A 26826-nucleotide genomic window follows, 5' to 3' on the forward strand; every position below is an offset into this window, starting at 1 on the left:
ATGAAGACCTTCTACGGAACTCAGCTGCCCAATCCGCTGATGTTGGGAACGGCGCAATATCCAAGCCCCGCTATTTTGGAACAGGCGTTTCGCGAGAGCGGCGCGGGTATTGCCACAGTGTCCTTGCGCCGTGAATCCGGGGCTGGGCAGACCTTCTGGCAGATGATCCGCGAGCTGGGCGTGCTGATCCTGCCAAACACCGCTGGGTGCCACACCGTCAAAGAAGCTGTAACCACCGCCCATATGGCGCGTGAGGTGTTTGACACTAATTGGATCAAGCTGGAACTGATCGGCCACACTGACAGTTTGCAGCCAGATGTGTTTCAACTGGTCGAGGCCGCGCGCATACTGACCGAGGACGGGTTTCAGGTTTTCCCCTACACCACCGACGACCTGATCGTGGGCGAGCGGTTGCTGGCCGCCGGGTGTGAGGTGCTGATGCCTTGGGGGGCGCCCATCGGGTCGGGACGGGGGCTGAACAACGAATATGCTCTGCGCGCGATGCGGGCCGAGTTCCCCGATGTTCCTTTGGTTGTGGATGCCGGGATCGGCCTGCCCAGTCACGCCGCGCAGGCGATGGAGTTGGGTTATGACGCCGTTCTGCTGAATACCGCTGTCGCTCGCGCCGGAAACCCTGTGGCCATGGCCCGCGCAATGATGCTGGCGATTCAGGCCGGGCAACTGGCGCATCAAGCCGACCCGATCGAGGCGCGCGATATGGCCGAACCATCAACTCCAGTAATCGGAAAGGCCTTCTTATCATGATGTTAGACCGGTTCTATCCGATCTTCGACCACTCTGACTGGTTGCGCCGGATGCTGCCCCTGGATGTGAAGCTGGTGCAACTGCGGATCAAGGATCAGCTTGATGTGATCATACGGGAACAGATCGCCCAATCGTTAGAACTATGCCGTGCCCACGGCACCGTGCTGGTGGTCAATGATCATTGGCAGGCGGCTATCGACGCTGGTTGTGAGTGGATTCATCTCGGGCAAGAGGATCTGGACGAGGCCGATCTGAAAGCCATCCGCAAGGCGGGGCTGAAACTGGGTGTCTCTACCCACGATGATGATGAATTAGAGCGAGTCCTGACCATGGACCCGGATTATGTGGCTTTGGGCCCGGTCTATCCGACGATCCTGAAAAAAATGAAATGGGAACAGCAGGGCCTGCCACGCGTCACCGAATGGAAGGCACGGGTGGGGGATATCCCTCTGGTCGCGATTGGCGGCATGAGCGTTGAGCGGGCGCCGGGCGTCTTGCAGGCGGGGGCCGACATCGTCTCGGTCGTCACGGACATCACGCTGAATTCCGATCCAGAAACCCGCGTTCGCGAATGGATCGAGGTCACGAGATGAGCCGCTATGCCCGCCAGATGATCCTGCCCGAGGTTGGACCGGCAGGCCAGACCGGCCTGTCAGCAGCGCGGGTTCTGGTGGTGGGCGCAGGCGGATTAGCCTCCCCGGTCCTACCCTTGTTGGCCGGGGCCGGGGTTGGGCATATAACCATCCTGGACCGGGATCAGATCGCGCTATCGAACCTGCATCGGCAGACATTGTTCGCTGAATCCGACTGTGGGCGCGCCAAGGCCAAAGTCGCCGCAGAACGCTGCCGGGCGCTGAATGGTGACATCACCGTAATGGCTGAGAATCAGGCTCTAACAAACCAGAATGTGTTAAATTTTGTCCGCAGCTCTGACATTGTTCTGGACTGCGCGGACAGTTATGCGGCCAGCTATATCCTGTCGGATACCTGTTTGTTGCAGGGCAAGCCGCTGATCAGCGCATCCGTATTGGGGCTGACCGGCTATGTCGGTGGGTTTTGTGCTGGCGCGCCGTCCTTGCGTGCGGTGTTTCCGGATGCACCGGATAGCGGCGCGAGCTGTGCAACGGCCGGCGTGTTGGGCCCTGTCGTTGGGGTGATAGGTGCCTTGCAGGCGCAAATGGCGCTGGGCGTGATCCTTGGCCTGGACCCCTCGCCTTTGGGACAGTTGGTACAGTTTGACGCCCGCACGCTGCGCAGTACCTTATTCCGATTTGACGGCGCACCGGAACCGGCGCACCACTTTCGATTTCTTTCCGCCAGCCAATTGACCGAAGATGATGTGATCATTGAACTGCGCACCCGGGACGAGGCCCCCGAACTTCTTCACAGCAGGGCACGTCGGGACATTGTTGAATCCTTGAAAACAGAGCCTAACAAAGGAAAAAGACTTGCGCTTTGTTGCTCTAGCGGATTGCGCGCATGGCGGGCGGCTGAGCAAATTCAATCGGATTGGTCCGGTGAAATTGTCCTGGTTGCAGCCTCAACTACATGAGTGAATTGATTCACGAGGTAAGTGGAAACCGGTGACTATCGACCAAAGGGGTCTAAGGTTGTTTGGGCGCGTTAACCTTTCGGAAACCGATTCTGCGCAAATCTGAGCGCATGACTCAGGACGCCTTTGCCGAAGCCCCGATGCTGTTTGAAAGTGACGAAGCCCCGGTGGCGCCCCTGCCCTCGGGGCGATTGCCGTCCTATATCAAAGACCACCGGAAACGCCTGCGGGAACGGTTCATGTCAGGCGGATCGGCGGCGATGCCGGATTATGAACTGTTGGAACTGGTGCTGTTCCGTTCAATCCCGCGGCAGGATGTAAAGCCGCTGGCACGGGCGCTGATGGACACGTTTGGGGATTTCAACCGGGTTCTGACCGCGCCCGAGGAACGGCTGCGTCAGATCAAGGGCGTTGGTGACACGGTGATCACCGATTTGAAGATACTTGAGGCCTGCGCCCATCGCATGGCCCGCGCGCGGGTGATGCAGCGGCACGTGATTTCAGGTTGGGATGCACTGCTTGACTATTGTCACACCACGATGGCCCATCGCGAAACGGAGCAGTTCCGGGTGTTCTATCTGGATCGCAAGAACGTGTTGATCGCGGATGAGGAACAGGCCAAGGGCACCGTCGATCACGTACCGGTCTATCCGCGCGAGGTTGCGAAACGGGCGTTGGAATTGAATGCGTCTGCCTTGATCCTGGTACACAATCACCCTTCGGGCGATCCGACCCCGTCGCAATCAGATATCGACATGACCAACCGGATACAGGACGCATGTCTGGCCTTGGGGCTGACGCTGCATGATCATCTGATCATCGGCAAATCGAATGAGCTGAGCTTTCGGTCGCAGGGATATCTGTAGCGAGTTACTGAACCCAGATCTCGACCCGGCGGTTGATCTTTCGGCCCCATTCGGTGTCGTCGCAAGCCATCGGCATCGCCTCACCAAACGCATCGACTTGCAATTCAACACTATCGGGAATGGCAGTTTCCACCGCCGCCAACACCGCATTGCGCACGGTTTTGGCGCGCAGCAAGGCGATCCGCTTATTTGCAGTCGCGGCTCCGTCGCCGTCGCTGAAACCAACGAACACCAGCTTGCGCGCATTCAGCGTCCCGGCCTCAAGCTGTTGGGCCAAATGCTGGATGTTCGACCGAGATTGTGCGTCGGGGCGGGACGAGCCTGCCTCGAACCTGACCGATAGCGACAGCCGGGACATGGGTCTGAGGGTATCGACCATACGCTGCAATTCCTCCAACCCAACCTCGGGGCCACCCGAGGCCACCGCATTGGCCAGACGATCCCCCTGCAATCCGATCCGCATCATCTCGGGTTCCTGATCGACAAAACCCGCATTGCGGATCGCCTTTTGGGCTGCGTCGCCTTGGGTATAAGCCAGAAACTGCCGGGCGATACGGGGCAGGCGGCGCTTGGGGAGGTACAGGAACATGGGTGAGGTCAGCGGGTAGTCCTCGGTCTTGATCGTCTGCCGGGTGGCCATCAACACGTGACCACATCCACCGGTCAGGGGCAGTGCGCGGGCCGCGTCAGCCTCGGCCTGGCTAGCGATGCCGATGGCAAAAGGGTCCTTGGTGACCTTTTGAACCAGATCGCTGCTGCGCTCATGCCGGATAACGGCATCAGACAGAACGACACTGGCGGGTGAAAGCAGTTGATCCTCGACCCCTTGTGCCAGACCTGATCCGGCGTCGGGCAGGTGCAGCGCAATTGGTGCGTCGGGTCCACCCAAGGCGGACCAATTGTCAATCGTGCCAGAAAACACCAAGGCGAGATCCGCGGGAGAGATTTGGGGCACGGGATTGTCCGGCGCCACGATGGGCACCAACGCATCCAACGCAATAACCCGCGACCGGCGTGCGTGGTTCAAGTCGCCCAAACCAGCGGCTTCGGCAGCCTCTTGCTCTGACGGGCGGATTTCGCGCAAAGCCATGACAATGTCGGTCTGATCTGCGATCAGATCGGCAAAGCCCTGACCGGTATTGCCGATATCGAAATAGAATCGGCCCAGCGGCGCGTCGCGCCCATCCTGATGAAGCTCGTATATCAAACTGTCCGGAGCGGATTGGCGGGACGTGACTGATAGCCCTTCCTGTTCGGCAAAGCCCATCAACAGGGCAGGCAACACCTTCTCGGCCATGACGGAAGAGCCTGAAAACGTCAGTTCGCCCACGAAATCGGTCAGATTGGGGCAGGCAGGGCCATCGCAGGTCACGCCCGAGCCATCCACCGTCAGCTCACCAAATTGGGTGTCGACGCGGTAGAACTCTCCGTCAAAGCCAAGCAGGGTGCCTGTCACCTCGACCTTGCCGTCATGAGAGGTGAGCGTGATATCCTGCGCCTGAACGGCTGAGGAAAGTGTTGCCGAAAACAGTGCGACCGCCGCCACACGAAGAAATGTCATAGGAAGTTCTAGCCTGCCTGCGGTTTTAGTTTGCCGCGATTGTCAGGTTTTGGAACAGATTATTCAACACCAGAAACTCACCTGTTTTCGAGCAGTCTGGAAAGTTCAGCGTTAATTCGCGCGGCCGCAGTTTCCGGTCTTCGCGCAACTCCAGCGACTGGACGTGCAGGTCCGTGCCGCAATTTTCTGACGTCACCTCAGCCTCGACCGTCAATTCGATCGAGCCCGATTGATCCGATTGCGCTGCGGGAAAGGAATAGATCTCGAGGTTGCGCGCATCGCTGAAGGTCGGTTGCGTTAGCTGAACGACACTGCCTGCGCCTTGCGAGTCAGACTGAGCCGAAACATGACCTGCATCCCCATAGCTGGCCCCAAATTCCAGCGCGTGGATCTGCAGCTCGGTCGTGCCCTGCCATTGTAATACAACGCGGGCATACTGGCTGATGTCGGGAACGTGAGTGGTGGCTACGGTCCCTTTCTGATCGTCAAGCGAGATCAGGAAGATCGCGTATTCCGACAAGGCCGGTATGGTCAGGTCCAGCGTGCCATTGGCGTCTGTCTGCTGGGTTACGGTCAGTCCACTGTGATGCACCTCGATCCGTTCATTGCCGTAGCAGGGGGCCTTGATGATCAGTCGCGCGGCAGCACCGGGCACGGCGCGTGCGCGGGCACTAAGGCTACAATCAGCGTGATCAGAGGGGGTTGACCGGCTGGGAGTCTCAACTCGTTGTGCAGAAGGGATGGCGCGGTCTGTTTCCTGGGCGGGGGTCGAGGAGGTCAAGACGATGTCCTCCAGCCCGGGAATACCGGTGCCTTGATCAGCGGCCGCAAGTTCAGTGCCCTGCACGTCGTCAGACCACGCAGGAAATCCATTTTGCATCAGGTAACCAATTGCCAGCGCGCAAACGACTGTGCCGCCGGTGGTCACATAGTTCTTTATTACAAACAAGACACCCTCCCCAGTTGAAGGAGCGAGTCGCATATTGATTCTGAATCACGGCCAATATGTGGCCGTGAGGGGGACTCAATGTGTCTGAATTACGATGACGTTAGGTCAGGCGCCCGTGGCAGTGTTTGAATTTTTTGCCCGATCCACAGGGGCAACGGTCATTGCGCGACGGGTTGCCCCAGGTGCTTGGATCATCCTCGACAAAGCCGGGACGCGGATCGCCCGAGGCTTCGGCCTCGGCTACCGCTTCGGCCCGTTCGGTCGCTTGTTCGACCTGCTGCTGCGCCTGAGCCTGTTGTGCTTGCATCTGCGCCAGCATTTCCCGCTGCTCTTCTTCAGACAGTGGGCGCACGCGTGACAATTGCTGAGTCACGGTCTCACGCAGGCTATCGAGCATCGACTCGAACAGCTGGAAGCTTTCGTTCTTGTATTCGTTCAGCGGATCGCGCTGGGCATAGCCGCGGAACCCAACGACCGAGCGCAGATGTTCCAGCGTCAACAGATGCTCGCGCCATTTACCGTCGATGGTGTTCAACAGCACCTGTTTTTCGATGTTGCGCATGTTTTCGGGACCAAAGGCCGCCGCTTTCTGCGCCATCATCTCGTCTGCGGCGTTGATCAGACGTTCGCGTACCTGCTCGTCATCCACGCCTTCTTCGGCGGCCCAGTCCTGTACAGGGGCGTCGATGGTCAGCTTATCCTTGACCGCCTCGTGCAGACCGTCAGTGTCCCATTGATCGGCATAGGATTTTGGCGGCATGTGTTCGTCGATCAGATCGTCGATCACCTGTTCGCGCATATCCGAGACGATTTCGGACAGGTCGTCCGAAGACATGATCTCACGCCGTTGGCTGAACACTACCTTCCGCTGGTCGTTCATCACGTCGTCAAATTTCAGGACGTTCTTGCGCATGTCAAAGTTGCGGCCTTCGACCTTGGACTGTGCCCGCTCCAGTGACTTGTTCACCCAGGGGTGGACGATGGCTTCGCCTTCTTTCATGCCCAGGGTGGTCAGCACCTTATCGAGCCGTTCTGACCCAAAGATTCGCATCAGGTCGTCTTCGAGGCTCAGGTAAAACACGGTGCGGCCCGGATCGCCCTGACGGCCCGAACGGCCACGAAGCTGGTTGTCGATGCGGCGGCTTTCGTGACGCTCGGACGCCATCACATAAAGACCACCGGCTGCCAGAACCTTTTCCTTTTCCTCGGCATGGCGGGATTCTTCAGCGGCACGCAGCTGGGCCGGGTCGGCCTCGGGGTTTTCGGCCAGTGCCTGCAGAACCTTCATTTCCACATTGCCGCCCAGCTGAATATCGGTGCCGCGGCCAGCCATGTTGGTGGCGATAGTCACCGCACCCAGACGGCCGGCATCGGCGACGATCTGCGCCTCTTGCTCGTGCTGGCGGGCGTTCAGAACATTGTGTGCAATGCCTTCCTTTTGCAGCAACTGGCTGAGCAGTTCGGATTTCTCGATCGACGTGGTGCCCAGGAGGACCGGCTGGCCCTTTTCCTGCGCCTCTTTGGTCTGTTCGATCATCGCGCCGTATTTCTCACCGGCGGTGCGATAGACCTGATCGTCTTCGTCCAAACGGGCAATCGGTTTGTTGGTCGGAACCTCGACTACGCCCAAACCGTAGATTTCAGCGAATTCTTCGGCCTCGGTCAGTGCGGTGCCAGTCATGCCGCCCAGCTTGTCGTACAGGCGGAAATAGTTTTGGAAAGTCACACTGGCCAGCGTCACGTTTTCCGGCTGAATCTGCACACCTTCTTTGGCTTCGATGGCCTGATGCAGACCTTCGGACAGGCGGCGGCCCGGCATCATCCGGCCGGTGAATTCGTCGATCAGCACGACATCGCCGTCACGGACGATATAGTCCTTGTCGCGCGTGAACAGCTTGTGCGCGCGCAGACCCTGGTTGACATGGTGCACCACGGTTGTGCTTTCGGGATCATACAGCGAATGCCCTTCGGGGATCAGCCCCGCAGCAATCAGCTGCTGTTCCAGAAACTCGTTGCCCTCATCGGTGAAGGTCACGTTGCGGGACTTTTCGTCCAGCGTATAGTGATCGTCCTGCAACGAGGGGATCAATCCATCAATGGCGGTATACAGATCCGAACGGTCCTGCGACGGCCCCGAGATGATCAGCGGCGTACGCGCCTCGTCGATCAGGATCGAGTCGACCTCGTCCACAATGGCGAAATTGTGGTATTTCTGGTAAATCTGGTCCAGCTCGGCCTTCATATTGTCGCGCAGATAGTCGAAACCCAGCTCATTATTGGTGGCATAGGTCACGTCACAGGCATAGGCCGCTTTCTTCTCGGCGTCGGGTTGGCCCGACCAGATCACGCCGGTGGTCATGCCCACGGAGGCAAACACCTTGCCCATCCATTCCGAGTCGCGCTTGGCCAGATATTCGTTCACCGTGACCACGTGAACGCCCTTGCCGGTCAGCGCATTCAGATAGGCGGGGAAGGTGGCGACCAGCGTCTTGCCCTCACCAGTCTTCATTTCCGAGATGTTGCCTTGATGCAGGAACGCGCCGCCCATCAGCTGCACGTCAAAGGCGCGCAGACCCAGCGCGCGTTTGGCGCCTTCGCGGACGTTGGCAAAGGCTTCGGGCAGCAGGTCATCCAGGCTTTCCCCGTCCAGTGCGCGTTTGCGCAGCTCGGCGGTTTTTTCGATCAGGCCGTCATCGGACAGTTTCTCGAACTCTGGCTCCAGCGCGTTGATTTTCTCGACCAACGGGCGGGTCGCCTTAATCTTGCGGTCGTTCGGTGTTCCGAACACCTTTTTGGCGAGCGTTCCGAGTCCCAGCATGTTCACTCCAGCGGATCTGTTCTTATCGTGGTTGCGACAGGCTTGCCCACCTTGCGCGCAACCCATAGATACGGGGGGTGAAAGGCGGCCCTGTCCAAGGCTTCAAAGCGATGTAAGCGGCAGGTCCCAGAGTGTCAACGCTGCGCCCTGTCGCGGCAAAGAAATAGGATGATTCCATGCCCAAAGGCCTCACTTTTCTGCCATCGTTGGCGCTTGCTGCTGTGATGGCCCTGCCATTGGCCGCCGAAACCAAACCTGATGCCGCCACCGTGGTCGCTCGTGTGAACGGTGATGAAATCACATTGGGTCACATCATCGCCACCGCAGCCGCGCTGCCCGAGCAGTACCAGCAGATCGAAGATGATGTTCTGTATGATCTGATTCTGGATCAGCTAATCCAGCAACAATTGTTGAGCCAGCAGCAGGACGCTTTGAGCAAACTGAACACTCTGGCCTTGGAAAACGAGACGCGATCCATGCGGGCGGTGCAGGCGGTGGATGCGTTGATCGACGAAAACCTGACCGACGACGTGATACAAGACGCCTATGACGCCCAGTACGCGGATTTCGAAGGTTCGGACGAGTTCAACGCCAGCCATATTCTGGTGGAAACGGAAGACAAAGCCAAAGAAATCAAGGCACAGCTGGATGACGGCGCCGATTTTGCCGAGATGGCCAAAGAACACTCCACCGGCCCGTCGGGCCCGAACGGGGGTGAGCTGGGCTGGTTCGGACCCGGTCAGATGGTCCCGGAATTTGAGGCGGCCGTGATCGCGATGGACAAAGGCCAGATTTCCGAGCCGGTGAAAACTCAGTTCGGCTGGCATCTGGTCACCCTGAACGACAAGCGCAAAACCGAAGCGCCTGAATTGGAACAGGTACGCGCCGAGTTGACCCAAACCCTGCAACAGGGCGTCATTCAGGCACGGATCGACGAGCTGACTCGCGAGGCCGACATCGATCGTCCCGCCCCCGAGGGTGCTGGCCCCGAGGCGCTGCGTCAGATCGAACTGCTTCAGGAGTAACCCCCGTGGCCACGATCACCAAGGTATCTCCGCTGGCCCCGGCGGCCTTTCCCGATTTGCCCGCGATTGACGGTGTGCGGTTCGCCACGGTCGAGGCCGGTGTGCGCTATCAGGGCCGTACTGATGTTATGCTGGCGGTGATGGATCCCGGCACTTCGGTGGCGGGGGTGTTCACCCGCTCCGCCACACGCGCGGCCCCGGTCCTAGACTGTCAGGACAAGATCGGAGGAACCAACGAGGGACCAGCTGCGATCCTGGTGAATTCAGGCAATGCCAATGCCTTTACCGGTCATTATGGTCAGACCTCGGTGGCCGAGGTGACACAGGCAGTTTCCAAGGCCACCGGTGTTCCGGTCGAACGGGTCTTTACCTCGTCCACCGGCGTAATTGGTGAGCCGTTGCCTCATGAGCGTATCGTGGCGCAGCTTGAGGCTCTGAAAGCGGGCCTCAGCCGTCACGCGGTCGAGGATGCCGCGCGCGCGATCATGACCACAGACACGTTCCCGAAAGGATCCTGCGCGCAGGTCGAGATTGATGGAAAAACAGTCTCTATTGCGGGGATTGCAAAGGGATCAGGCATGATTGCCCCGGATATGGCGACGATGCTGGTTTACATTTTCACCGATGCGCAGGTCGAACAGTCGGCGCTGCAGGCGCTGCTAGGCGCGCAGACGGACCGGACATTCAACTGCATCACGGTGGATAGCGATACCTCAACTTCGGACAGCCTGTTGCTGTGCGCGACCGGGGCGTCAGGCGTGGATGCGACGGGCAATGTCGCCTTTGCCGAGGCACTGGAAGGCGTGATGCTGGATTTGGCGCAGCAGGTAGTGCGCGACGGAGAAGGTGCGACGAAATTCGTGGAAATCCGCGTGACTGGGGCCACCTCGGACGCAGATGCCAAGGTGCATGGGTTGGCCATTGCCAATTCCCCTCTGGTCAAAACCGCAATTGCGGGCGAGGACCCGAACTGGGGCCGCGTTGTTATGGCCATCGGAAAATCGGGTGCCGCGGCGGATCGGGACCTGCTGAGCATTTCTTTCGGTGACATTCTGGTGGCCGAGAAAGGCTGGGTCAGCCCCGATTACAGCGAGGACGCCGCCGCCGCCTATATGAAAGGTCAGGATCTGGTGATCTCGGTCGACCTGGGGCTGGGCGAAGGTAAGTCCACCGTTTGGACCTGCGATCTGACCCACGGGTATATCGAGATCAACGCGGATTATCGCTCGTGAAACCGGAGCAATTCCAGCAAAAGTGGAGCCCGGTTTTGCGTCCGGGATTGCGACCATGAAAACCGTATTAGTGTCTGCCGTCGCCCTGATCGACATCGAGGGCCGGGTGTTGCTGGCGCAGCGCCCGGAAGGCAAATCCATGGCGGGCTTGTGGGAGTTCCCCGGCGGCAAGATCGAAGCCGGAGAAACGCCCGAAGCCGCCTTGATCCGCGAATTGCATGAGGAGCTGGGCATCGACACCTGGGCCTCCTGCCTTGCCCCGCTGACCTTCGCCAGTCACAGCTATGACGATTTTCACCTGTTGATGCCCTTGTTTGCCTGCCGCAAGTGGGAGGGGATCCCGCAGTCTAAAGAAGGGCAGGCACTGAAATGGGTGCGCGCGAATGAGCTGCGAAACTATCCGATGCCTGCAGCAGATGTGCCGCTGATCCCAATTTTGCGGGACTGGCTGTAAATCCGTCAGATTGGACGTCGGAACGAAATCAGTTCCGTTTTCAACCAAGAGAATGTGAATGCAATGTGAACAACGCGTTGCTTCTGTATTTAATATTGTTGATGCAAACTCTGTTAGCTTACGGCGAGTCGAAAACACCTAATGGTGCCTGTCTGCAGAATTACTCAATGATAAGGTCAGGGGCGGCTACGCAGATTGAATGGCGCAGATCGGATTGGTGATGTTATGAAAAGCGATACAAGTTCCACCAACAATGAATTGCAAAACAAATGGGCGACATGGACGATGAAGCCTGAAAAGAAACAGCTAAGTTTCAAGTATTTCGCGTCTGCATTGGTCATTGCGGCGTCGGCCTTTGTTGTTGTCGGCCTTCATCAACACGCGATTTTCTGAATTTTTTACCAGCGCCCAACGCGCCGTGTCTTAAGTGGTAATCCAGAATATTTAGCCATTAGAAGACCTCCGCAAGACCGATGTCTGCGGCGGCAAATCGTTCCTGACGATCAGAGCATTTGATAGTAGGTCAGGGCTGATTATCTGATCGTTCGGTTTAGGTTTGCAATTTCCACACCCGAGATCGGTCAGGTTTTACCACGTCTTGGTTGTTACAATTCGTAAGAATTGAGAAAACATCAGGAAAAAGTTGACGCTGATCGTGCAAGCGTCCCTTAATCGGGCGTTGGCGTCCGGGGTTGATCCTCGGGTCCGCTTTTTCCGGCCCGGGGAGAGGCCGGATGTGGAGGAGAGGAAGATTGGCTCAGACGCAGTCGGGCGCCGAGGGGATGCACTCCCTTGCTGCGCTGCTACACCGAAACGCGACACAGTTCGGGGACGCCCCGGCCTATCGAGAGAAAGAATTCGGCATCTGGCAATGCTGGACTTGGGCTGAGACGACTAAGGAAATTCGTGCCATCGCGTTGGGGTTTCTCGAGTTGGGTGTTGAAAAGGGCGACCATATTGCTGTGATCGGTCGCAACCGCCCGGCGCATTATTGGTCGATGGTCGCGGCGCAAATGGTCGGTGCGGTGCCAGTTCCGCTGTATCAGGACGCGGTGGCCGAAGAGATGGCCTATGTACTGGAGCATTGCGGCGCGAAATACGTTGTCTGCGGCGATCAAGAGCAGGTCGATAAGGTCATCGAGATTCAGGAAAACCTGCACCAGGTCAAACACATCCTTTATACCGACAAGCGGGGGATGCGGAAATACGACCATTCCCAGATGAACGCGCTGGACGACATCATGGCCGAAGGCCGTGCCGGTCACGCCCGGTTCGATGCGGAACTGGACAAGCGCATCGCTGCGATCACTTATGACGATACCTGCGTGATGCTCTATACCTCGGGCACTACCGGCAAGCCCAAGGGCGTGGTGTTGTCGAACCGCAACGTCATCGAAAGCGCCAAGAATTCAGCCGAGTTCGATCATCTGACCCAGAGCGAGGATATCCTGTCCTACCTGCCGATGGCCTGGGTGGGCGATTTTATCTTTTCCATCGGTCAGGCCTATTGGTGCGGGTTCTGCGTGAACTGCCCCGAAAGCGCCGATACGATGATGACCGATCTACGCGAGATCGGACCGACCTATTTCTTTGCCCCGCCGCGCGTGTTCGAAACACAGCTGACCAACGTGATGATCCGGATGGAGGACGCGGGCAAGCTGAAGCAGCGCATGTTCCATCACTTCATGGCGCATGCCAAGAAGGTCGGAGGTTTGCTGCTGGATGGCAAACCCGTGGGCCTCGGTGATAAGTTGAAATACGCGCTGGGCAATCTGCTGGTCTACGGCCCGCTGAAGGATACGCTGGGTTATGGTCGGTTCCGGGTGGGCTATACGGCGGGTGAGGCCATCGGGCCCGAGATTTTCGATTTCTACCGATCCCTTGGCATCAATCTGAAACAGCTCTACGGCCAGACCGAGGCCACCGTGTTCATCACCGTGCAACCGGACGGCGAAGTACGCGCGGATACGGTTGGTGTGCCAGCGCCGGATGTCGAGTTGAAGATCGATGACAAGGGAGAAATTCACTATCGCTCGCCCGGTGTTTTTGTTGAGTATTTCAAAAACCCGGATTCCACGGCCTCGACCAAAGATGCCGAGGGATGGGTTGCCACTGGCGATGCCGGTTTCATCGAAGAGAACTCAGGGCATTTGCGGATAATTGACCGCGCAAAGGATGTGGGCAAGATGGCCGACGGGTCGATGTTTGCGCCGAAATACGTCGAGAACAAGCTGAAATTCTATCCTGACATCCTTGAAGTTGTTTTGTTCGGAAACGGCAAGGATCGCTGCGTGGCCTTTATCAATATCGACCTGACAGCAGTGGGCAATTGGGCGGAACGTAACAACGTGGCCTACGGGTCTTATCAAGAACTGACGGCGAATCCACAGGTGTTAGAGACCATCAAGGCGCATGTGGAAGAGGTGAACAAATCTGTTGCCGCCGACGAGATGCTGTCGGGCTGTCAGGTGCATCGCTTTGTGGTTCTACACAAGGAACTGGATGCGGATGACGGCGAGATGACCCGCACGCGGAAAGTGCGGCGCGGGTTTGTCGAGGACAAGTTCAGCGACATTATCGCGGCGCTGTATGACGGGTCAGAGACCGTCTCGACCAAAACGGAAGTAACCTATGAGGATGGCCGCAAGGGATCAATCAGCGCCACCCTTGAGATCGTAGATGCGCCGGTTGTACCGGTCGCTCAACATAAAGTGGCTGCGGAATGATGGGTCGCCGAGCGCCGCTCGACCTGCGGTCATCGCCCCGCCCGCCATCCCGTTTTTGCGTAGGTCAGGGAGTGACTGATGCTGGATAGTTCCGAAGGATATGTCACCGAAGACGGTCGCAAGATCGGCGGTGTGGTGATGGAGATGAAGAACATCACTTTGCGGTTTGGCGGTGTGGTGGCGATCAAGGATATCTCGTTTGATATTCGCGAGGGTGAGATCCGCGCCATCATCGGGCCGAACGGGGCAGGTAAATCCTCGATGTTGAACGTGATTTCCGGGTTCTATGTCCCGCAAGAGGGTGAGGTCTGGTTTCACGGGGCCAAGCGCCCACCGATGCGGCCATTCGAGGTCGCGCAGCAAGGCATTGCGCGGACGTTCCAGAACATCGCTCTGTTCGAAGGTATGAGCGTTTTGGACAACGTTATGACCGGACGGCTGAACTTTATGAAGACCAACATTTTTCAGCAGGCCTGGTGGAAGGGCAAGGCAGAAGCGGAAGAGGTGGAAAACCGCGAGGCGGTGGAGAAGATCATCGATTTTCTGGAAATCCAGCACATCCGAAAAACTCCGGTCTCGCGCCTACCTTACGGGCTGAAAAAGCGGGTCGAGCTGGCCCGTGCGCTGGCGGCCGAACCCAGGCTGCTTCTGCTGGATGAGCCGATGGCGGGCATGAATGTCGAAGAAAAAGAGGACATGAGCCGCTTTATCCTAGACGTGAATGACGAGTTCGGCACCACCATTGCCTTGATCGAACACGATATGGGCGTGGTGATGGACCTGAGCGATCGCGTGGTCGTGATGGATTACGGAAAAAAGATCGGCGACGGCACCCCGGATGAGGTGCGCAGCAATCAGGACGTCATCGACGCCTATCTGGGGGTCAGTCATGACTGAGCATCGGACAGACATGGGGAGAGGCGCAGATGCCTGAACAACTCGTATTCGCGATGGAGGTCATCCTCAATGGTCTGATGGCCGGGGTGCTCTACGCGCTGGTCGCGCTGGGCTTTGTTCTGATCTACAAAGCTTCGGGGATTTTCAATTATGCCCAAGGCGTTATGGCGCTGTTTGCGGCGATGACGCTGGTCGGGGTCATGAACGGGCAGGTGCCCTTTGCGCATGTGATCAACGCGACTTTTGGCACGCACGTTCATACTTTCGGGTGGAATGTGCCCGCTTTTGTGGCGATCCTTTTGACCATGGGTGTCATGGTATTGCTGGCCTGGGCGGTACAGCGGTTCGTCATGCGTCATCTGGTAGGGCAAGAGCCGATCATCCTGTTCATGGCCACCATCGGGCTGGCCTATTTCCTTGAAGGTGTGGCCGACCTGATGTGGGGGTCCGAGATCAAGACGCTGGATGTAGGCCTGCCGCAGGGCATCAACCTGTGGATTGATGAGAGCACCTATAACATCTTCGGTTATGGCTTCTTCCTCGACAATCTGGACATCGTGGCGACCCTGATTGCGGCGCTGCTGGTGGCGGCCCTGGTGGCGTTCAGCCAGTATACCAAACAGGGCCGGGCCATGCGCGCTGTGGCCGATGACCATCAGGCAGCACTGTCGGTTGGCATCTCGCTGAACTTCATCTGGATCATGGTCTGGTCGGTGGCTGGGTTCGTGGCGCTGGTCGCGGGCATCATGTGGGGCACCAAGTCGGGCGTTCAGTTCTCGCTGTCGCTGATCGCGCTTAAGGCGTTGCCGGTGCTGATGCTGGGCGGGTTTACCTCGATCCCAGGCGCCATTGTCGGTGGGCTGATCATCGGTGTGGGTGAGAAACTGTTCGAGTTCGCCATCGGCCCCTTGGTTGGCGGTGCGACCGAGAACTGGTTTGCCTATGTTCTGGCGCTGATTTTCCTGGTGTTCCGACCGCAAGGTCTCTTCGGTGAGAAAATCATCGAGAGGGTGTAGGGCATGACCAAACTGATCGCCATCATCAACGTCATCGCATGGGCCGGGTTCTGGGCCTTTGGCTATATCGCCGTCACCTCGGAAGATCTGACCGAAAGCCAGTTGGTGGTCGCTGCGATTCTGGCCTTTGCCGGGCTGATCACGGGCGTTCTGGCCTACATGAAACTGGTGCGCAGTTCCGAGGCGAGCGGATACGCCAAAGGATCGAACCAACTGGATGCCAAGGCCCGCAACCGGGCGCAGGAAGAGTGGGAGAAATAAGTCATGTTCTACCGTGAGGCCGGGGATTTCAAAACCTCCTACATCGATGACAACCAGACCTTTCCGATCAAGTTCGACCGGTATCGGTACTATGTCGTGCTCGCCGTGGCCTTTGGGATCATTCCGTTCCTCATCAATGATTACTGGGCCAATGCGTTGCTGTTGCCGTTTCTGATCTATGCGATTGCAGCGATCGGGTTGAACATTCTGGTGGGCTATTGCGGTCAGGTCAGCTTGGGCACCGGGGGGTTCATGGCCGTGGGGGCCTATGCCTGCTACAAGCTGATGACCGCGTTCCCGGATGTCAGCATGTTCATACATGTCATTCTGGCGGGCGGGATCACCGCCATTGTCGGCGTGCTGTTCGGCCTGCCAAGCCTGCGGATCAAGGGGTTCTATCTGGCGGTGGCTACACTGGCCGCGCAGTTCTTTCTGGTCTGGCTTTTCAACCGCGTACCGTGGTTCTACAACTATTCCGCTTCGGGCCAGATCAACGCGCCCGAGCGTGACGTGTTCGGCATCATCATCACCGGCCCGAATGCACCGGCCTGGGCCACCTATCTGTTCTGCCTGATCTTCCTGTCGGTCAGCGCGATCATTGCGCGCAACCTGACGCGTGGCACCACGGGGCGCAGCTGGATGGCGATCCGCGACATGGATATCGCCGCCGAGATCATCGGGGTGAACCCGCTGAAGGCGAAACTGACCGCTTTTGCCGTCAGCTCGTTCTTTGTGGGCATCGCCGGTGCGCTGTTCTTTGCCGTCTATTTGGGCGCTGTCGAAGTGGGTGAGGTCTTTGGCATTCAGAAATCATTTCTGGTGCTGTTCATGATCATTATTGGCGGGTTAGGGTCTATTTTTGGCTCATTCGCGGGCGCTGCATTTCTTGTGTTGCTGCCCGTGGTGCTGAAAGTCGTTGGCGCCGATTGGCTGGGCTGGCCCACCGATATTGTGGCGCATCTGCAGCTGGTGATTGTCGGCGCGCTGATCATCATGTTCCTGATCCTTGAGCCACACGGTCTGGCGCAGCTTTGGCGCGTGGCGAAAGAGAAACTCAGACTCTGGCCGTTCCCGCACTAAGGGGCAGGCCCAATCAGATAACGGGTGCAAAGCCCGACCCCAACATCGGACCAACCAAGGGAGGAGACACCCGATGAAATTGACACTGGCAACCGCGGCGCTTGGCGCCCTGATGGCCGCAGGACCGGCTCTGGCGGATTTGGTAATCCCTGATCTCAGCTACCGGACCGGGCCTTATGCAGCTGGCGGCATCCCGTTTTCGGACGGGTATAACGACTATTTCACCCTGTTGAACGAACGGGATGGCGGCATTGGCGGCGTGCCGATCCGCGTGGTCGAATGCGAAACTGGCTACAACACCGAAAAAGGGGTTGAGTGCTACGAATCGACCAAGGGCGAAGGCGCGTTGGTCTATCAACCGCTGTCGACGGGCATCACCTATCAGTTGATCCCAAAAGTGACTGCGGACAATATCCCGTTGCACACGATGGGATATGGCCGGACTTCGGCTAAGAATGGCGACGTTTTTAGCCATACGTTCAACTATCCGGCCAACTATTGGGACGGGGCCTCAGGTGCGATCAACTATCTGTTGGAAGAAAACGGTGGCGATCTGAGCGGCAAGAAAATTGCTCTGGTCTACCATAATTCGGCCTACGGCAAGGAGCCGATCCGCACGCTGGAAGAACTGTCCAAGAAGCACGGCTTTGAGCTCGCGGCCCTACCGGTTGATCACCCCGGTCAAGAGCAGAAGTCGCAATGGCTGCAGATCCGCCGCGACCGTCCTGACTATGTCTTGATGTGGGGCTGGGGCGTCATGAACCAGGTTGCGGTACAGGAAGCCGCAAACATCCGCTTCCCGATGGAGAATTTCATCGGTATCTGGTGGTCCGGCTCGGAAAATGACGTTGTGCCTGCGGGTGAGGCCGCGAATGGCTACAAGGCGCTGACCTTCCACAATGTGGGCACGGATTTCCCGGTCTTTGCTGACCTGCAGCAATATGTGGTCGATTCTGGCAAGGCTGCCGGTGCAGGCGATCAGGTTGGGACGGTACTGTATAACCGTGGCCTTTACGCTGCGGTGCTGGCTGCAGAAGCCATTAAGAAAGCACAAGAGCTTTCGGGCAATGCCGAAATCACTCCGGCTGACATGCGTGACGGTATGGAAGCGCTTGAAATGACCGAAGAGAAAATGGCTGAGCTGGGCCTGCCGAACTTTGGTCCGACCTTCTCGGTCTCGTGCAAAAACCACGGCGGCGACGCTTTGGTTGGTGTGACGCAGTGGGACGCGGCGAACAAGACCTGGTCGCTGATTTCTGACTTCAAACCAACAGATGGTGACGTGATCGGTGCGCTTATCGACGAGGATTCCGCAGCTTACGCGTCGGAAAACAACCTCGAGGGGCGCTGCAACTAAAGCGCAACAAAAAAAGGGGTGGCGGTGATCCGCCGCCCCAACCCCCAAACAAGGACACGCGGTGATGCTGGAGTTTCTCCGGATAAGAACAGGGATAGTGCTGAGTGCGGTACTTGGGCTTGCTGCGTGCAGCGCGCCCGAGATCGACGGGCCGACCTGCACCGGGCTTGTCCGAGATTTTGTTCCGGCGAAATCCGTTGTCGGGCGCAGCTCAGCGCCGAATGTGGATGCGACTGCGGATCTGTTTGCCCGGGTGTTCGAAGGTCAGGCCGCGCAACGTGCAAACCTTGACCGCGATGGACGGGGCATTCCCGTCGAAATTCTGGCTATGACCACCGGTGGGCAATATGGTGCCTTCTCATCAGGCGTTCTGACGGGCTGGACAGAAAACGGCAGGCCAGACTTCAATGTCGTGACCGGGGCCAGCGCCGGGGCGTTGATTACCCCTCTGGCATTTGCGGGAGCGGCGTTTGACGCGCGCCTGAAATCCAATACCAGGATCAATTTGAACGATGTGCTGTCGCTGCAAATCGTGCCGCCGATTCCTTTGGCCAGTTCTGTCTTCAGCACCAAAAAGCTGAAACGGCTGGTCGAAAGTGAAATTGACGAACCTCTGCTGGATCGTATCGCCAAGCGGGCCGACCCGGGCCAATCCGGGCAAGAGGTCAACAGCGTGGTGGTCGGCGCGGTCAATCTAAAAACCGGGCGGTTCGACATCATGGATATCGGTCAGTATCTGGCCACCACCCCAGATGATTTCGCGACAAAAGAGGATTGCGTGTCCGAGGCGGTTCTGGCCAGCTCGGCCATTCCGGTTCTGTTCCCGCCTCGCAAGATCAATGGGGACCTATATGCGGATGCAGGTGTGCGCCAGCACGTGTTTCTGGAAGGCCTGGCTAAAGGTCAGCAAACAGCTACGCAGCGCACAGGGCAACAATTTGACATTCGGGTAACTTTGCTGGTGAACGGCGATCTGGTTGTCGCAGAAAAGGACCCAGGACCCGGTATCCTCGCGTTGGCAGGCCGGAATTTCCAACTGGTCACCGATCAGGGATTTCGCGAGTCGATCGACCGAACCCTTCGCGTTGTGAAACAGAACCCCTCTTGGACCTTTAAGGCATTGGTTGCGCCTGAACTGCCCGCGCTCAATTGCAAGAACCCCGAACCCCTGTTTGACAAATGTATTACCGGGGCGTTGTTCGAGGCGGGGAAGAACATGACAAGCTCTCAACCCATCCCGTGGCTGGCCGCGGCTGAGTTGGAGCGCAAGATCAACGAAATCTACGGGAGTTGACGATGCTGGATGCGGCACAAACCACCGATGTACAGGCCGAAACCCTGTTGGAGGTCAACAATATCGAGGTGATCTACAACCACGTCATTCTTGTGCTGAAGGGCGTCAGCCTGACCGTGCCCAAGGGTGGGATCACCGCCTTGCTGGGCGGCAACGGGGCGGGCAAGACTACGACGCTCAAGGCGGTGTCGAACCTGCTGCAGTCCGAACGGGGCGAGGTCACCAAGGGTACGATCACCTATCGCGGCACCAGCGTGCATGAAAGCGATCCGGCCGATCTGGTGGAAAAGGGCGTCATTCAGGTGATGGAAGGCCGCCATTGCTTTGAACACCTGACGGTCGAGGAAAATCTGCTGACCGGGGCCTATACTCGCAAGGATGGCAACGCGGCGATCCAGCAGGATCTGGAACTTGTGTATTCCTATTTCCCGCGTCTCGCCGAACGGCGCCGGTCGCAGGCGGGCTATACCTCGGGCGGGGAACAGCAGATGGTGGCGATGGGTCGGGCTTTGATGTCGCGCCCAGAAACGATCCTGCTGGATGAGCCATCGATGGGTCTTGCGCCGCAGCTGGTCGAAGAGATTTTCGGCATCGTCAAGGATTTGAACGAGAAAGAGGGCGTGTCCTTCCTGCTGGCCGAACAGAACACCAATGTGGCACTGCGGTTTGCACATTACGGATACATTCTGGAATCGGGGCGTGTTGTGATGGACGGCCCGGCGGCCGATCTGCGCGAAAACCCGGATGTGAAAGAGTTTTATCTGGGCATGTCCGACGAGGGGCGCAAAAGCTTCCGTGACGTGCGCTCATACCGCCGCCGCAAAAGGTGGCTGTAAGCGGATGGAGGATCTGGTCATGACGAATTACTACGACGCGCTCGAGACCCGTTCAGCCGACGAGCGCGCTGCCGATCAGGCGCAGGCGCTGCGTGTTCAAATTCAGCGGGCGTTGTCCGCGCCCGGTTTTGCGGCGCATCTGGCAGGGGTTGATTGCAATGCTGTTGCCTCGGCCGAGGATCTGGTGAAACTGCCGGTGCTGCGCAAATCTGAACTGGCGCAGGCACAGGCGGCGCGGCCGCCGTTTGGCGGGTTCACGGTCACACCGGCGCGGCATTTTCACCATGTTTTCCAGTCCCCGGGTCCGATTTATGAGCCCGGCAGCACTGATCCCGATTGGTGGCGCATGGGCCGGTTCCTGCATGCGGCAGGCGTAAGACCCGGTGATATCGTCCATAACTGTTTTGGCTATCACCTGACCCCGGCTGGGATGATTTTTGAAAGTGGTGCGCGGGCTGTTGGGGCCGCTGTGCTGCCCGCCGGTACCGGCCAGACCGAGCTGCAGGTCACTGCGGCGCGGGATGTGGGGTGTACGTCTTATGCTGGTACTCCGGATTACCTGAAGGTCATTCTGGACAAAGCGGATGAGATGGGCGTGGAGCTGAACTTTTCTTCTGCCGTGGTGGGTGGTGGCGCACTGTTCCCATCGCTGCGTCAGGATTATGCCGACCGGGGTATTTCCTGTCTGCAATGTTATGCCACCGCCGATCTGGGCAATATCGCCTATGAAAGCCACGCGATGGAGGGAATGATCATCGACGAGCATGTGATTGTCGAAATCGTCACGCCCGGCACAGGCACCCCGGTTGCAACGGGTGAGGTGGGTGAGGTCGTGGTGACCTCGCTAAACCCAGATTATCCGCTGATCCGGTTTGCCACCGGTGATATGTCCGCGATCATGCCCGGACAATCGCCTTGTGGCCGCACCAACTTGCGTATCAAGGGTTGGATGGGACGGGCCGATCAGACCACCAAGATCAAAGGCATGTTCGTGCGTCCTGAACAGGTGGCCGCGCTGGTCGACAAACATTCAGAGATCGTCAAAGCCCGTGTCATCGCCGCGCGACAGGGGGAAATGGACACGATGACCGTTCAGATCGAAAGCCCACGCGACGATGACGTGACCTATGCCAAATCCGTAATTGAGGTGCTGAAACTGAAAGGCGCGATTGAGGTTGTGGCCCCCGGTTCGCTGCCCAAGGACGGGTTGGTGATCGAGGATCAGCGCGTTTACGAATAGTCCAACAAAGGGTTCTGCGGCAGTTTGTGCCGCAGAATTGTTCCTCTGCCTACTGGTGTTTCTTAGCATTTTAGTCGATTAAAGGCGAAACCTGCGCCTCTTTGCCTGTAACACCGGAAGCATGGCTGAAATCGAATACTCAGAACACGGAACGCGCAATCGGGGCGTGTTTGGCACCCGGTTGGTGGCCGTGGTGGCCTATCTGGTGGCAGCAGCCTGTCTGCTGCCGATGATTGCGGTTGTGCTTGCGGCAGTGACGGGTGGGACGGAAACGATCTCACACCTGCTGGATACGGTTCTGCCCGGCTATGCGCTGACGACGTTGATTTTGGTGGTTCTGGTCGCCATCGGCACCTTGTCCATCGGTGTGGGCGCGGCCTGGCTGGTGACGATGACCCGCTTTCCCGGTGTTCGCTTTCTTGAGATCGCACTGGTCTTGCCACTGGCCTTTCCGGCCTATGTTCTGGCCTATGCCTATACGTTCATTCTTGATCATCCCGGCATTGTTCAGACGACCCTGCGCGAGGTGACTGGCTGGGGCCCGCGCGATTATTGGTTCCCCGAGATCCGTTCGACCGGGGGTGCGGCGGTGATGCTGATCCTGGTTCTGTATCCTTATGTCTATTTGCTGGCCCGCGCCGCCTTTCTACAGCAAAGCTCGACCGCTTTTCTGGCCGCGCGGGCGTTGGGAAAAAGCCCTTGGCTGGCGTTCTGGCATGTGTCCTTGCCAATGGCGCGCCCGGCAATTGCCGGCGGGGTCCTGCTGGCGATCATGGAGACCATCGCCGATTTTGGCACCGTGGCTTATTTCGGCGTTCAGACCTTTGCCACCGGTATCTATACCAGCTGGTTTTCGATCGGAGACCGCGCTGCCGCCGCGCAGCTGGCCATGTGCTTGCTGGGCTTCGCATTGCTACTGGCAGTGATCGAACGCACTCGGCGGGGCAAGGCAAAATATTACCAGGCAGGTAAAAGCCACGCCCCACTGCCAGCACAGCAGATTAAAGGTTGGTTTGCAGTTGCGGGGTTCACGCTGTGTGCCATTCCGGTGCTGTTGGGTTTTTTGCTGCCGGTGTTCATTCTCGTGCAGATGGGGCTTGAATCGGAACAGAACCTGCTGTCGCGGCGCTATATCGGGTTTATCCAGAACTCGTTAACGCTGGCAGGTACGGCCGCCGTCGTCACCGTTTTTGCGGCGATCTGCATCGGGTTCTTTCAGCGGCTGCGCCCGGGCAAAGGGTCAGCCACGGCAGGTTATGTCGCGCGGCTGGGTTATGCAGTGCCGGGCGGTGTAATCGCGGTGGGCCTTTTGGTGCCATTTGCCAGTTTCGACAACGCATTGGATGCTTGGATGCGCGAAACTTTCGATATCTCGACCGGACTGCTGGTTACCGGGTCAATCTGGTTGCTGATCGCGGCTTATATGGTGCGCTTTCTGGCCGCTGCGCTCAGCGCTTATGAGGGTGGGCAAAGCACGGTGCATGTCAACATGGACGCCGCTGCACGGTCGCTGGGCCAGACCCCGTTGGGAACGCTGAGACGGGTGCATTTGCCGATCCTGACACCCTCGCTGCTGACGGCGCTGCTGATCGTCTTCGTCGACGTGATGAAAGAGCTTCCCGCCACCCTGATCATGCGGCCTTTCAACTTTGATACGCTGGCGGTACAGGCGTATCGGCTGGCCTCGGATGAGCGGTTGGAGGGTGCCGCCGTGCCCTCGCTGGTGATCCTTGCGGTTGGGCTGTTGCCGGTGATTCTGATCTGCCGTCAGGTCGGGCGGCGCTAGCACAGGGCGAACCAAAAAATCACATCCTGTTGTGCTTGGGCTTGATTCAAACGCAATTTCCGGCAAGGCTTGGGGTATGAACATGCAGCCTCCCAGCCGGTTTTCTGCAAACTCGGCCCAGATGCCCGTCGCGTTTAACCGGCACGAGATGTCCCATATTCTATCCGTCTATGGCAGGATGGTCGCCGCCGGAGAATGGCGCGATTACGGAATTTCCAACCTGCGCGACATGGCGGTGTTTTCCATCTTTCGGCGAACGGCAGAACATCCGATTTACCGGGTCGAGAAACATCCACGTCTGCGGCAAAGGCAGGGGATGTATTCGGTGGTTGGCATGGATGGCCGCATCCTGAAACGCGGCCAGGATTTGCGCACGGTTCTAAGGGTGTTGGAACGCAAGCTGATTCGCTCGGTCGACCTTGATTAGAGCCGTTTGTGGGCGGTCACTGGCCCATCACCCTGTTCCAGAATACGCGTGATAGCCTGATCCATCGGCTCGAACGTCACATCCATGTGATAGGCATTGGCATGCAGCAGCATGTTGTCGCCATAGACCCAGGCGACGTGACCCTTCCAAAACAGCAGATCGCCGCGTTTCGGTTCCGTCCCAGCGGGCAGGGCCTCGCCCAATTCACGCTCTTGATCGCCGCTATCGCCGGGACAAGGCGTGCCGCAGGCCAATAGCCCAGCCTGCACCAGACCCGAGCAATCCAATCCGAACCGGCTGTTGCCGCCCCAAAGATAGGGTGTGCCCAGAAACAGTTCGGCCACGGAAACCGGATCGGTCAGGTGGATGGCGTTGCGCTTGGCATGAACGGCGGGGATGAATCCCAGCTCAGTTTCCAGAAATCGGCCATTTTCCGAAAGAACCTGAACCCTGCTGCCGAAACTCAACGAGATCCGGTCGGGGCTTTTCATATCCGGCTGCGCATAGGCGTGGGTCGCAGGCGCCGTGACCCAATGCGTATCAGGCACCGGTACCCCCAAATGATCCAGGTTTACCCAGCCCGGGTAACCGTCCTTGTCGGCGGTGATCCGGCCCCAACCCTGTTGCGTTTCAAGGACGGTGACGGTGTCACCGAATAAAAGCTGCCGGTCCCGCGGACCATCCGGGCGGCGCAACAGGTCAGCGACGGGTGTTATGATGCGCTGTTGGGTCATAAGCCCAGAATCTCGGGTAGGGCGGTCAATATGGCGCGGGGGCCTTGACCGAGGCCGCCTTTGCTGCGGCCCGGGACCTTGCTGGGCTGCCACGAGTAGATGTCGAAATGCATGTAACGACTATTGCCCACAAACCGACGCAGGAACAGCGCGGCGGTGATCGAGCCTGCAAACCCACCCGGAGGCGCATTGTCCAGATCGGCGATGCCGGGTTCGATCATTGCCTCATAGGGTTCATGGAACGGCATCCGCCAAACCGGATCAGCGGCCTGCCTGCCTGCTTGTGCCAAAGCATCGGCAGCACTGTCGTCATCGGTGTAAAACGGCGCAAGATCGGGGCCAACGGCCACCCGCGCGGCACCCGTCAGCGTGGCCATCGAGATTACCAGATCCGGCTCCCCCTCATCTGCCAGCGTCAGCGCATCGGCCAGTACCAGCCGCCCCTCGGCGTCGGTATTGTTGATCTCAACCGTCAGGCCCTTGCGCGAGGTCAGGATATCGCCGGGGCGAAAGGCGTCTCCGGCCACCGAATTCTCAACCGCTGGGATCAACACCCGCAGTTGCAGCGGAAGGTTCAACGCCATGATCATCCGGGCCAGGCCCAGCACATTGGCCGATCCGCCCATGTCCTTCTTCATCAAGCCCATCGAGTTGCCGGGTTTCAGGTTCAACCCACCGGTATCAAAACACACACCTTTGCCGACCAATGTCAGCTTGGGGCCGACACTGCCCCAGTTTATCTCGATCAGCCGGGGGTCCTGCGCGGATGCCCGGCCAACGGCGTGGATCATCGGAAAGTTCTGATCCAACAGCGCCGCGCCGCGGATCACGTCGCACGACGCCTCGAATTCCTGCGCCAGCACCTCGGCAGCAGCTTGCAATTGATCCGGACCCATATCTGCGGTGGGTGTGTTGACCAAATCGCGGGTCAGGGCCTCGGCTTGGGCCAAAACTTCGATCAACGTGGCGTCGACGCCCTCGGGCGCGATCAGCCGGGCGTTGGCCGGAGATTGCTTGGCATAGCGGTTGAACGCATAGCCGGTCAGCAACCAGCCCAGACATTCGGTCGCTAACACCTCGGATGGGACGCCAGAAGCAATGTGATAGGCGCCTTCTGGCAGGGTTTCGGCCACGGCGGCCAGCGGAAAGCGCTTGCGCACCCGGCCTGTTGCTTTGCCATATCCCCCCAGCGCAAATTCGGGTTTGCCTTCCGGTCCGGGAATCAGCACTGCCTGACCCAGCGCACCGGTGAACCCGCTGGCCCTGACCCAGGTTGCAATATGGTCTGGCTGATCGCTCAGCCAACCTTCCAGATCGGGTTGTGCGATGACATGCAGCGGAAGCGATGGATCAGAAGAGGAAGCGAAGGACAGGGTCATGGAAATCTCGGCTTGTTCGATTTGCGCCCAGCCTAGCCGCCCACGGCCCGTCCGCAAGCCCCGTCAGACCGAAAGGTCCTGCTGATCCCAGATCACCGTCAGCGAGTTTTCACCGACCCGGATCAGCCGCGACAGGGTGGCGCCGGTGGCAACGGCATCCACTGCATCCACGGACTGCGCCACATCTCCGGCGACGCGGGCCAATGCGACCATGCCAATCTGTTCGGCGATCGCCACCAGCGACCGCGCGCATTTGCGCAACCCGGCCCAATCGCGTTGCCGCCAGAACCGTTCGCAGTTCGACAGGCGCACGGCCAGTTCCTCGACCGTGCGGCACAATACGTCCAGTGCGTTCTTGTCGCCCAATTGCCGGTACAATCCATTCAGCCGGTCCTGATCCAGACGAACGGTTTCCTTGTGTTCAAGCGTGAGTATCTTATCCACCACATTCACCCCAATATTTTGCGCCCCCACGGCATGGACCGACTTTGACCGCGAATTCCTTTGCAAAACCTTGCATTCGCGGGGGATAATCGCTCGAATTTTCTTCGAATTCGGGGTAGAGCAGCCC

Annotated in this window: 25 protein-coding genes; 19 read left to right on the forward strand and 6 right to left on the reverse strand. The window is 58.5% G+C overall.

What is annotated here, in order from left to right; translation table 11 throughout:
* The 4 genes from ACR0DL_RS08690 (at position 1) to radC (ending at position 3183) form a co-directional block, all read left to right on the forward strand.
* The gene (locus ACR0DL_RS08690) at positions 1–765 is read left to right on the forward strand and encodes a thiazole synthase (RefSeq protein ID WP_480688629.1); all 765 of its coding nucleotides are present in this window, start codon (positions 1–3) and stop codon (positions 763–765) included.
* Positions 762–1358, forward strand: coding sequence for a thiamine phosphate synthase (locus tag ACR0DL_RS08695; protein ID WP_480647570.1), 597 nt, complete (start codon positions 762–764; stop codon positions 1356–1358). Before ACR0DL_RS08690 ends, ACR0DL_RS08695 begins: the two co-directional genes overlap by 4 nt.
* Positions 1355–2317 carry a HesA/MoeB/ThiF family protein gene (locus ACR0DL_RS08700; protein ID WP_480688631.1) on the forward strand — a complete coding sequence of 321 codons (963 nt, stop codon included), beginning with the start codon at positions 1355–1357 and terminating at the stop codon, positions 2315–2317. The genes ACR0DL_RS08695 and ACR0DL_RS08700 overlap by 4 nt, the downstream gene beginning before the upstream one ends.
* A 110-nt stretch (positions 2318–2427) precedes the next feature.
* A complete protein-coding gene (gene radC, locus ACR0DL_RS08705) occupies positions 2428–3183 on the forward strand; it encodes a RadC family protein (RefSeq protein WP_058283296.1) in 756 nt (251 codons plus the stop codon).
* Between the two features lie 4 nt (positions 3184–3187).
* On the opposite strand, the gene ACR0DL_RS08710 is transcribed toward radC, so the two are convergent.
* From ACR0DL_RS08710 to secA, 3 genes are all read right to left on the reverse strand, one after another.
* Entirely contained in the window at positions 3188–4744 is a 1557-nt protein-coding gene (locus ACR0DL_RS08710) for a phosphate ABC transporter substrate-binding/OmpA family protein (protein WP_480688633.1), read from the reverse strand.
* A gap of 25 nt (positions 4745–4769) precedes the next feature.
* A complete protein-coding gene (locus ACR0DL_RS08715) occupies positions 4770–5693 on the reverse strand; it encodes a hypothetical protein (protein WP_480688635.1) in 924 nt (307 codons plus the stop codon).
* Positions 5694–5793: 100 nt separating this feature from the next.
* The gene (gene secA, locus ACR0DL_RS08720; RefSeq protein ID WP_170396790.1) at positions 5794–8511 is read right to left on the reverse strand and encodes a preprotein translocase subunit SecA; all 2718 of its coding nucleotides are present in this window, start codon (positions 8509–8511) and stop codon (positions 5794–5796) included.
* A 176-nt stretch (positions 8512–8687) separates the two neighbouring features.
* On the opposite strand from secA, the gene ACR0DL_RS08725 reads away from it, so the two are divergent.
* The 15 genes from ACR0DL_RS08725 (at position 8688) to ACR0DL_RS08795 (ending at position 24142) form a co-directional block, all read left to right on the forward strand.
* A complete protein-coding gene (locus tag ACR0DL_RS08725) occupies positions 8688–9536 on the forward strand; it encodes a peptidylprolyl isomerase (protein WP_170376441.1) in 849 nt (282 codons plus the stop codon).
* Positions 9537–9541: 5 nt separating this feature from the next.
* Positions 9542–10768, forward strand: coding sequence for a bifunctional glutamate N-acetyltransferase/amino-acid acetyltransferase ArgJ (gene argJ, locus ACR0DL_RS08730; RefSeq protein ID WP_480688637.1), 1227 nt, complete (start codon positions 9542–9544; stop codon positions 10766–10768).
* Positions 10769–10823: 55 nt separating this feature from the next.
* Positions 10824–11222: an 8-oxo-dGTP diphosphatase MutT gene (gene mutT, locus ACR0DL_RS08735; protein ID WP_170349603.1), complete on the forward strand. Its 399-nt coding sequence runs from the start codon at positions 10824–10826 to the stop codon at positions 11220–11222.
* Positions 11223–11417: 195 nt separating this feature from the next.
* On the forward strand, positions 11418–11615 hold the full coding sequence (locus ACR0DL_RS08740; protein ID WP_170360986.1) for a hypothetical protein: 198 nt from the start codon (positions 11418–11420) through the stop codon (positions 11613–11615).
* Positions 11616–12004: 389 nt separating this feature from the next.
* Positions 12005–13948: an AMP-binding protein gene (locus ACR0DL_RS08745; protein WP_170376719.1), complete on the forward strand. Its 1944-nt coding sequence runs from the start codon at positions 12005–12007 to the stop codon at positions 13946–13948.
* Positions 13949–14026: 78 nt separating this feature from the next.
* Positions 14027–14845: an ABC transporter ATP-binding protein gene (locus tag ACR0DL_RS08750; RefSeq protein WP_170376430.1), complete on the forward strand. Its 819-nt coding sequence runs from the start codon at positions 14027–14029 to the stop codon at positions 14843–14845.
* A gap of 29 nt (positions 14846–14874) precedes the next feature.
* On the forward strand, positions 14875–15861 hold the full coding sequence (locus ACR0DL_RS08755) for a branched-chain amino acid ABC transporter permease (RefSeq protein WP_480688639.1): 987 nt from the start codon (positions 14875–14877) through the stop codon (positions 15859–15861).
* Positions 15862–15864: 3 nt separating this feature from the next.
* Positions 15865–16122 carry a hypothetical protein gene (locus tag ACR0DL_RS08760; protein ID WP_170411030.1) on the forward strand — a complete coding sequence of 86 codons (258 nt, stop codon included), beginning with the start codon at positions 15865–15867 and terminating at the stop codon, positions 16120–16122.
* Between the two features lie 3 nt (positions 16123–16125).
* Positions 16126–17202 carry a branched-chain amino acid ABC transporter permease gene (locus tag ACR0DL_RS08765; protein ID WP_170349609.1) on the forward strand — a complete coding sequence of 359 codons (1077 nt, stop codon included), beginning with the start codon at positions 16126–16128 and terminating at the stop codon, positions 17200–17202.
* A gap of 73 nt (positions 17203–17275) precedes the next feature.
* Positions 17276–18559 (forward strand): ABC transporter substrate-binding protein, encoded by a 1284-nt coding sequence (locus tag ACR0DL_RS08770; RefSeq protein WP_170360980.1) that lies wholly within the window; start codon positions 17276–17278, stop codon positions 18557–18559.
* 64 nt (positions 18560–18623) lie between these two features.
* Positions 18624–19853, forward strand: coding sequence for a patatin-like phospholipase family protein (locus ACR0DL_RS08775; RefSeq protein WP_480688641.1), 1230 nt, complete (start codon positions 18624–18626; stop codon positions 19851–19853).
* A gap of 2 nt (positions 19854–19855) precedes the next feature.
* Entirely contained in the window at positions 19856–20689 is an 834-nt protein-coding gene (locus ACR0DL_RS08780) for an ABC transporter ATP-binding protein (protein ID WP_170349612.1), read from the forward strand.
* 19 nt (positions 20690–20708) lie between these two features.
* The gene (locus ACR0DL_RS08785) at positions 20709–21929 is read left to right on the forward strand and encodes a phenylacetate--CoA ligase family protein (RefSeq protein ID WP_480688643.1); all 1221 of its coding nucleotides are present in this window, start codon (positions 20709–20711) and stop codon (positions 21927–21929) included.
* Between the two features lie 121 nt (positions 21930–22050).
* On the forward strand, positions 22051–23715 hold the full coding sequence (locus ACR0DL_RS08790; protein WP_170515520.1) for an ABC transporter permease: 1665 nt from the start codon (positions 22051–22053) through the stop codon (positions 23713–23715).
* Positions 23716–23791: 76 nt separating this feature from the next.
* Positions 23792–24142, forward strand: coding sequence for a DUF2794 domain-containing protein (locus ACR0DL_RS08795; RefSeq protein WP_170349615.1), 351 nt, complete (start codon positions 23792–23794; stop codon positions 24140–24142).
* Here ACR0DL_RS08795 and ACR0DL_RS08800 read toward each other — a convergent pair.
* From ACR0DL_RS08800 to ACR0DL_RS08810, 3 genes are all read right to left on the reverse strand, one after another.
* Positions 24139–24876 carry a C40 family peptidase gene (locus tag ACR0DL_RS08800; protein ID WP_170506329.1) on the reverse strand — a complete coding sequence of 246 codons (738 nt, stop codon included), beginning with the start codon at positions 24874–24876 and terminating at the stop codon, positions 24139–24141. The two genes, ACR0DL_RS08795 and ACR0DL_RS08800, sit on opposite strands and share 4 nt — an antisense overlap.
* Positions 24873–26255 (reverse strand): leucyl aminopeptidase family protein, encoded by a 1383-nt coding sequence (locus ACR0DL_RS08805; RefSeq protein ID WP_480688645.1) that lies wholly within the window; start codon positions 26253–26255, stop codon positions 24873–24875. Before ACR0DL_RS08805 ends, ACR0DL_RS08800 begins: the two co-directional genes overlap by 4 nt.
* A 63-nt stretch (positions 26256–26318) precedes the next feature.
* The gene (locus tag ACR0DL_RS08810) at positions 26319–26708 is read right to left on the reverse strand and encodes a hypothetical protein (RefSeq protein WP_480688868.1); all 390 of its coding nucleotides are present in this window, start codon (positions 26706–26708) and stop codon (positions 26319–26321) included.
* Between the last annotated feature and the right edge of the window lie 118 nt (positions 26709–26826).

The sequence above is a fragment of the Ruegeria sp. BB5 genome (assembly GCF_056539405.1).

Bases quoted from the DNA above. Each gene is read 5' to 3' on its own strand.
- ACR0DL_RS08690 (WP_480688629.1), top strand. From the start codon at position 1: ATGAAGACCTTCTACGGAACTCAGCTGCCCAATCCGCTGATGTTGGGA.
- ACR0DL_RS08695 (WP_480647570.1), top strand. From the start codon at position 762: ATGATGTTAGACCGGTTCTATCCGATCTTCGACCACTCTGACTGGTTG.
- ACR0DL_RS08700 (WP_480688631.1), top strand. From the start codon at position 1,355: ATGAGCCGCTATGCCCGCCAGATGATCCTGCCCGAGGTTGGACCGGCA.
- radC (WP_058283296.1), top strand. From the start codon at position 2,428: ATGACTCAGGACGCCTTTGCCGAAGCCCCGATGCTGTTTGAAAGTGAC.
- ACR0DL_RS08710 (WP_480688633.1), bottom strand. From the start codon at position 4,744: ATGACATTTCTTCGTGTGGCGGCGGTCGCACTGTTTTCGGCAACACTT.
- secA (WP_170396790.1), bottom strand. From the start codon at position 8,511: ATGCTGGGACTCGGAACGCTCGCCAAAAAGGTGTTCGGAACACCGAAC.
- ACR0DL_RS08725 (WP_170376441.1), top strand. From the start codon at position 8,688: ATGCCCAAAGGCCTCACTTTTCTGCCATCGTTGGCGCTTGCTGCTGTG.
- mutT (WP_170349603.1), top strand. From the start codon at position 10,824: ATGAAAACCGTATTAGTGTCTGCCGTCGCCCTGATCGACATCGAGGGC.
- ACR0DL_RS08745 (WP_170376719.1), top strand. From the start codon at position 12,005: ATGCACTCCCTTGCTGCGCTGCTACACCGAAACGCGACACAGTTCGGG.
- ACR0DL_RS08750 (WP_170376430.1), top strand. From the start codon at position 14,027: ATGCTGGATAGTTCCGAAGGATATGTCACCGAAGACGGTCGCAAGATC.
- ACR0DL_RS08755 (WP_480688639.1), top strand. From the start codon at position 14,875: ATGCCTGAACAACTCGTATTCGCGATGGAGGTCATCCTCAATGGTCTG.
- ACR0DL_RS08760 (WP_170411030.1), top strand. From the start codon at position 15,865: ATGACCAAACTGATCGCCATCATCAACGTCATCGCATGGGCCGGGTTC.
- ACR0DL_RS08765 (WP_170349609.1), top strand. From the start codon at position 16,126: ATGTTCTACCGTGAGGCCGGGGATTTCAAAACCTCCTACATCGATGAC.
- ACR0DL_RS08770 (WP_170360980.1), top strand. From the start codon at position 17,276: ATGAAATTGACACTGGCAACCGCGGCGCTTGGCGCCCTGATGGCCGCA.
- ACR0DL_RS08775 (WP_480688641.1), top strand. From the start codon at position 18,624: ATGCTGGAGTTTCTCCGGATAAGAACAGGGATAGTGCTGAGTGCGGTA.
- ACR0DL_RS08780 (WP_170349612.1), top strand. From the start codon at position 19,856: ATGCTGGATGCGGCACAAACCACCGATGTACAGGCCGAAACCCTGTTG.
- ACR0DL_RS08785 (WP_480688643.1), top strand. From the start codon at position 20,709: ATGACGAATTACTACGACGCGCTCGAGACCCGTTCAGCCGACGAGCGC.
- ACR0DL_RS08790 (WP_170515520.1), top strand. From the start codon at position 22,051: ATGGCTGAAATCGAATACTCAGAACACGGAACGCGCAATCGGGGCGTG.
- ACR0DL_RS08795 (WP_170349615.1), top strand. From the start codon at position 23,792: ATGAACATGCAGCCTCCCAGCCGGTTTTCTGCAAACTCGGCCCAGATG.
- ACR0DL_RS08800 (WP_170506329.1), bottom strand. From the start codon at position 24,876: ATGACCCAACAGCGCATCATAACACCCGTCGCTGACCTGTTGCGCCGC.
- ACR0DL_RS08805 (WP_480688645.1), bottom strand. From the start codon at position 26,255: ATGACCCTGTCCTTCGCTTCCTCTTCTGATCCATCGCTTCCGCTGCAT.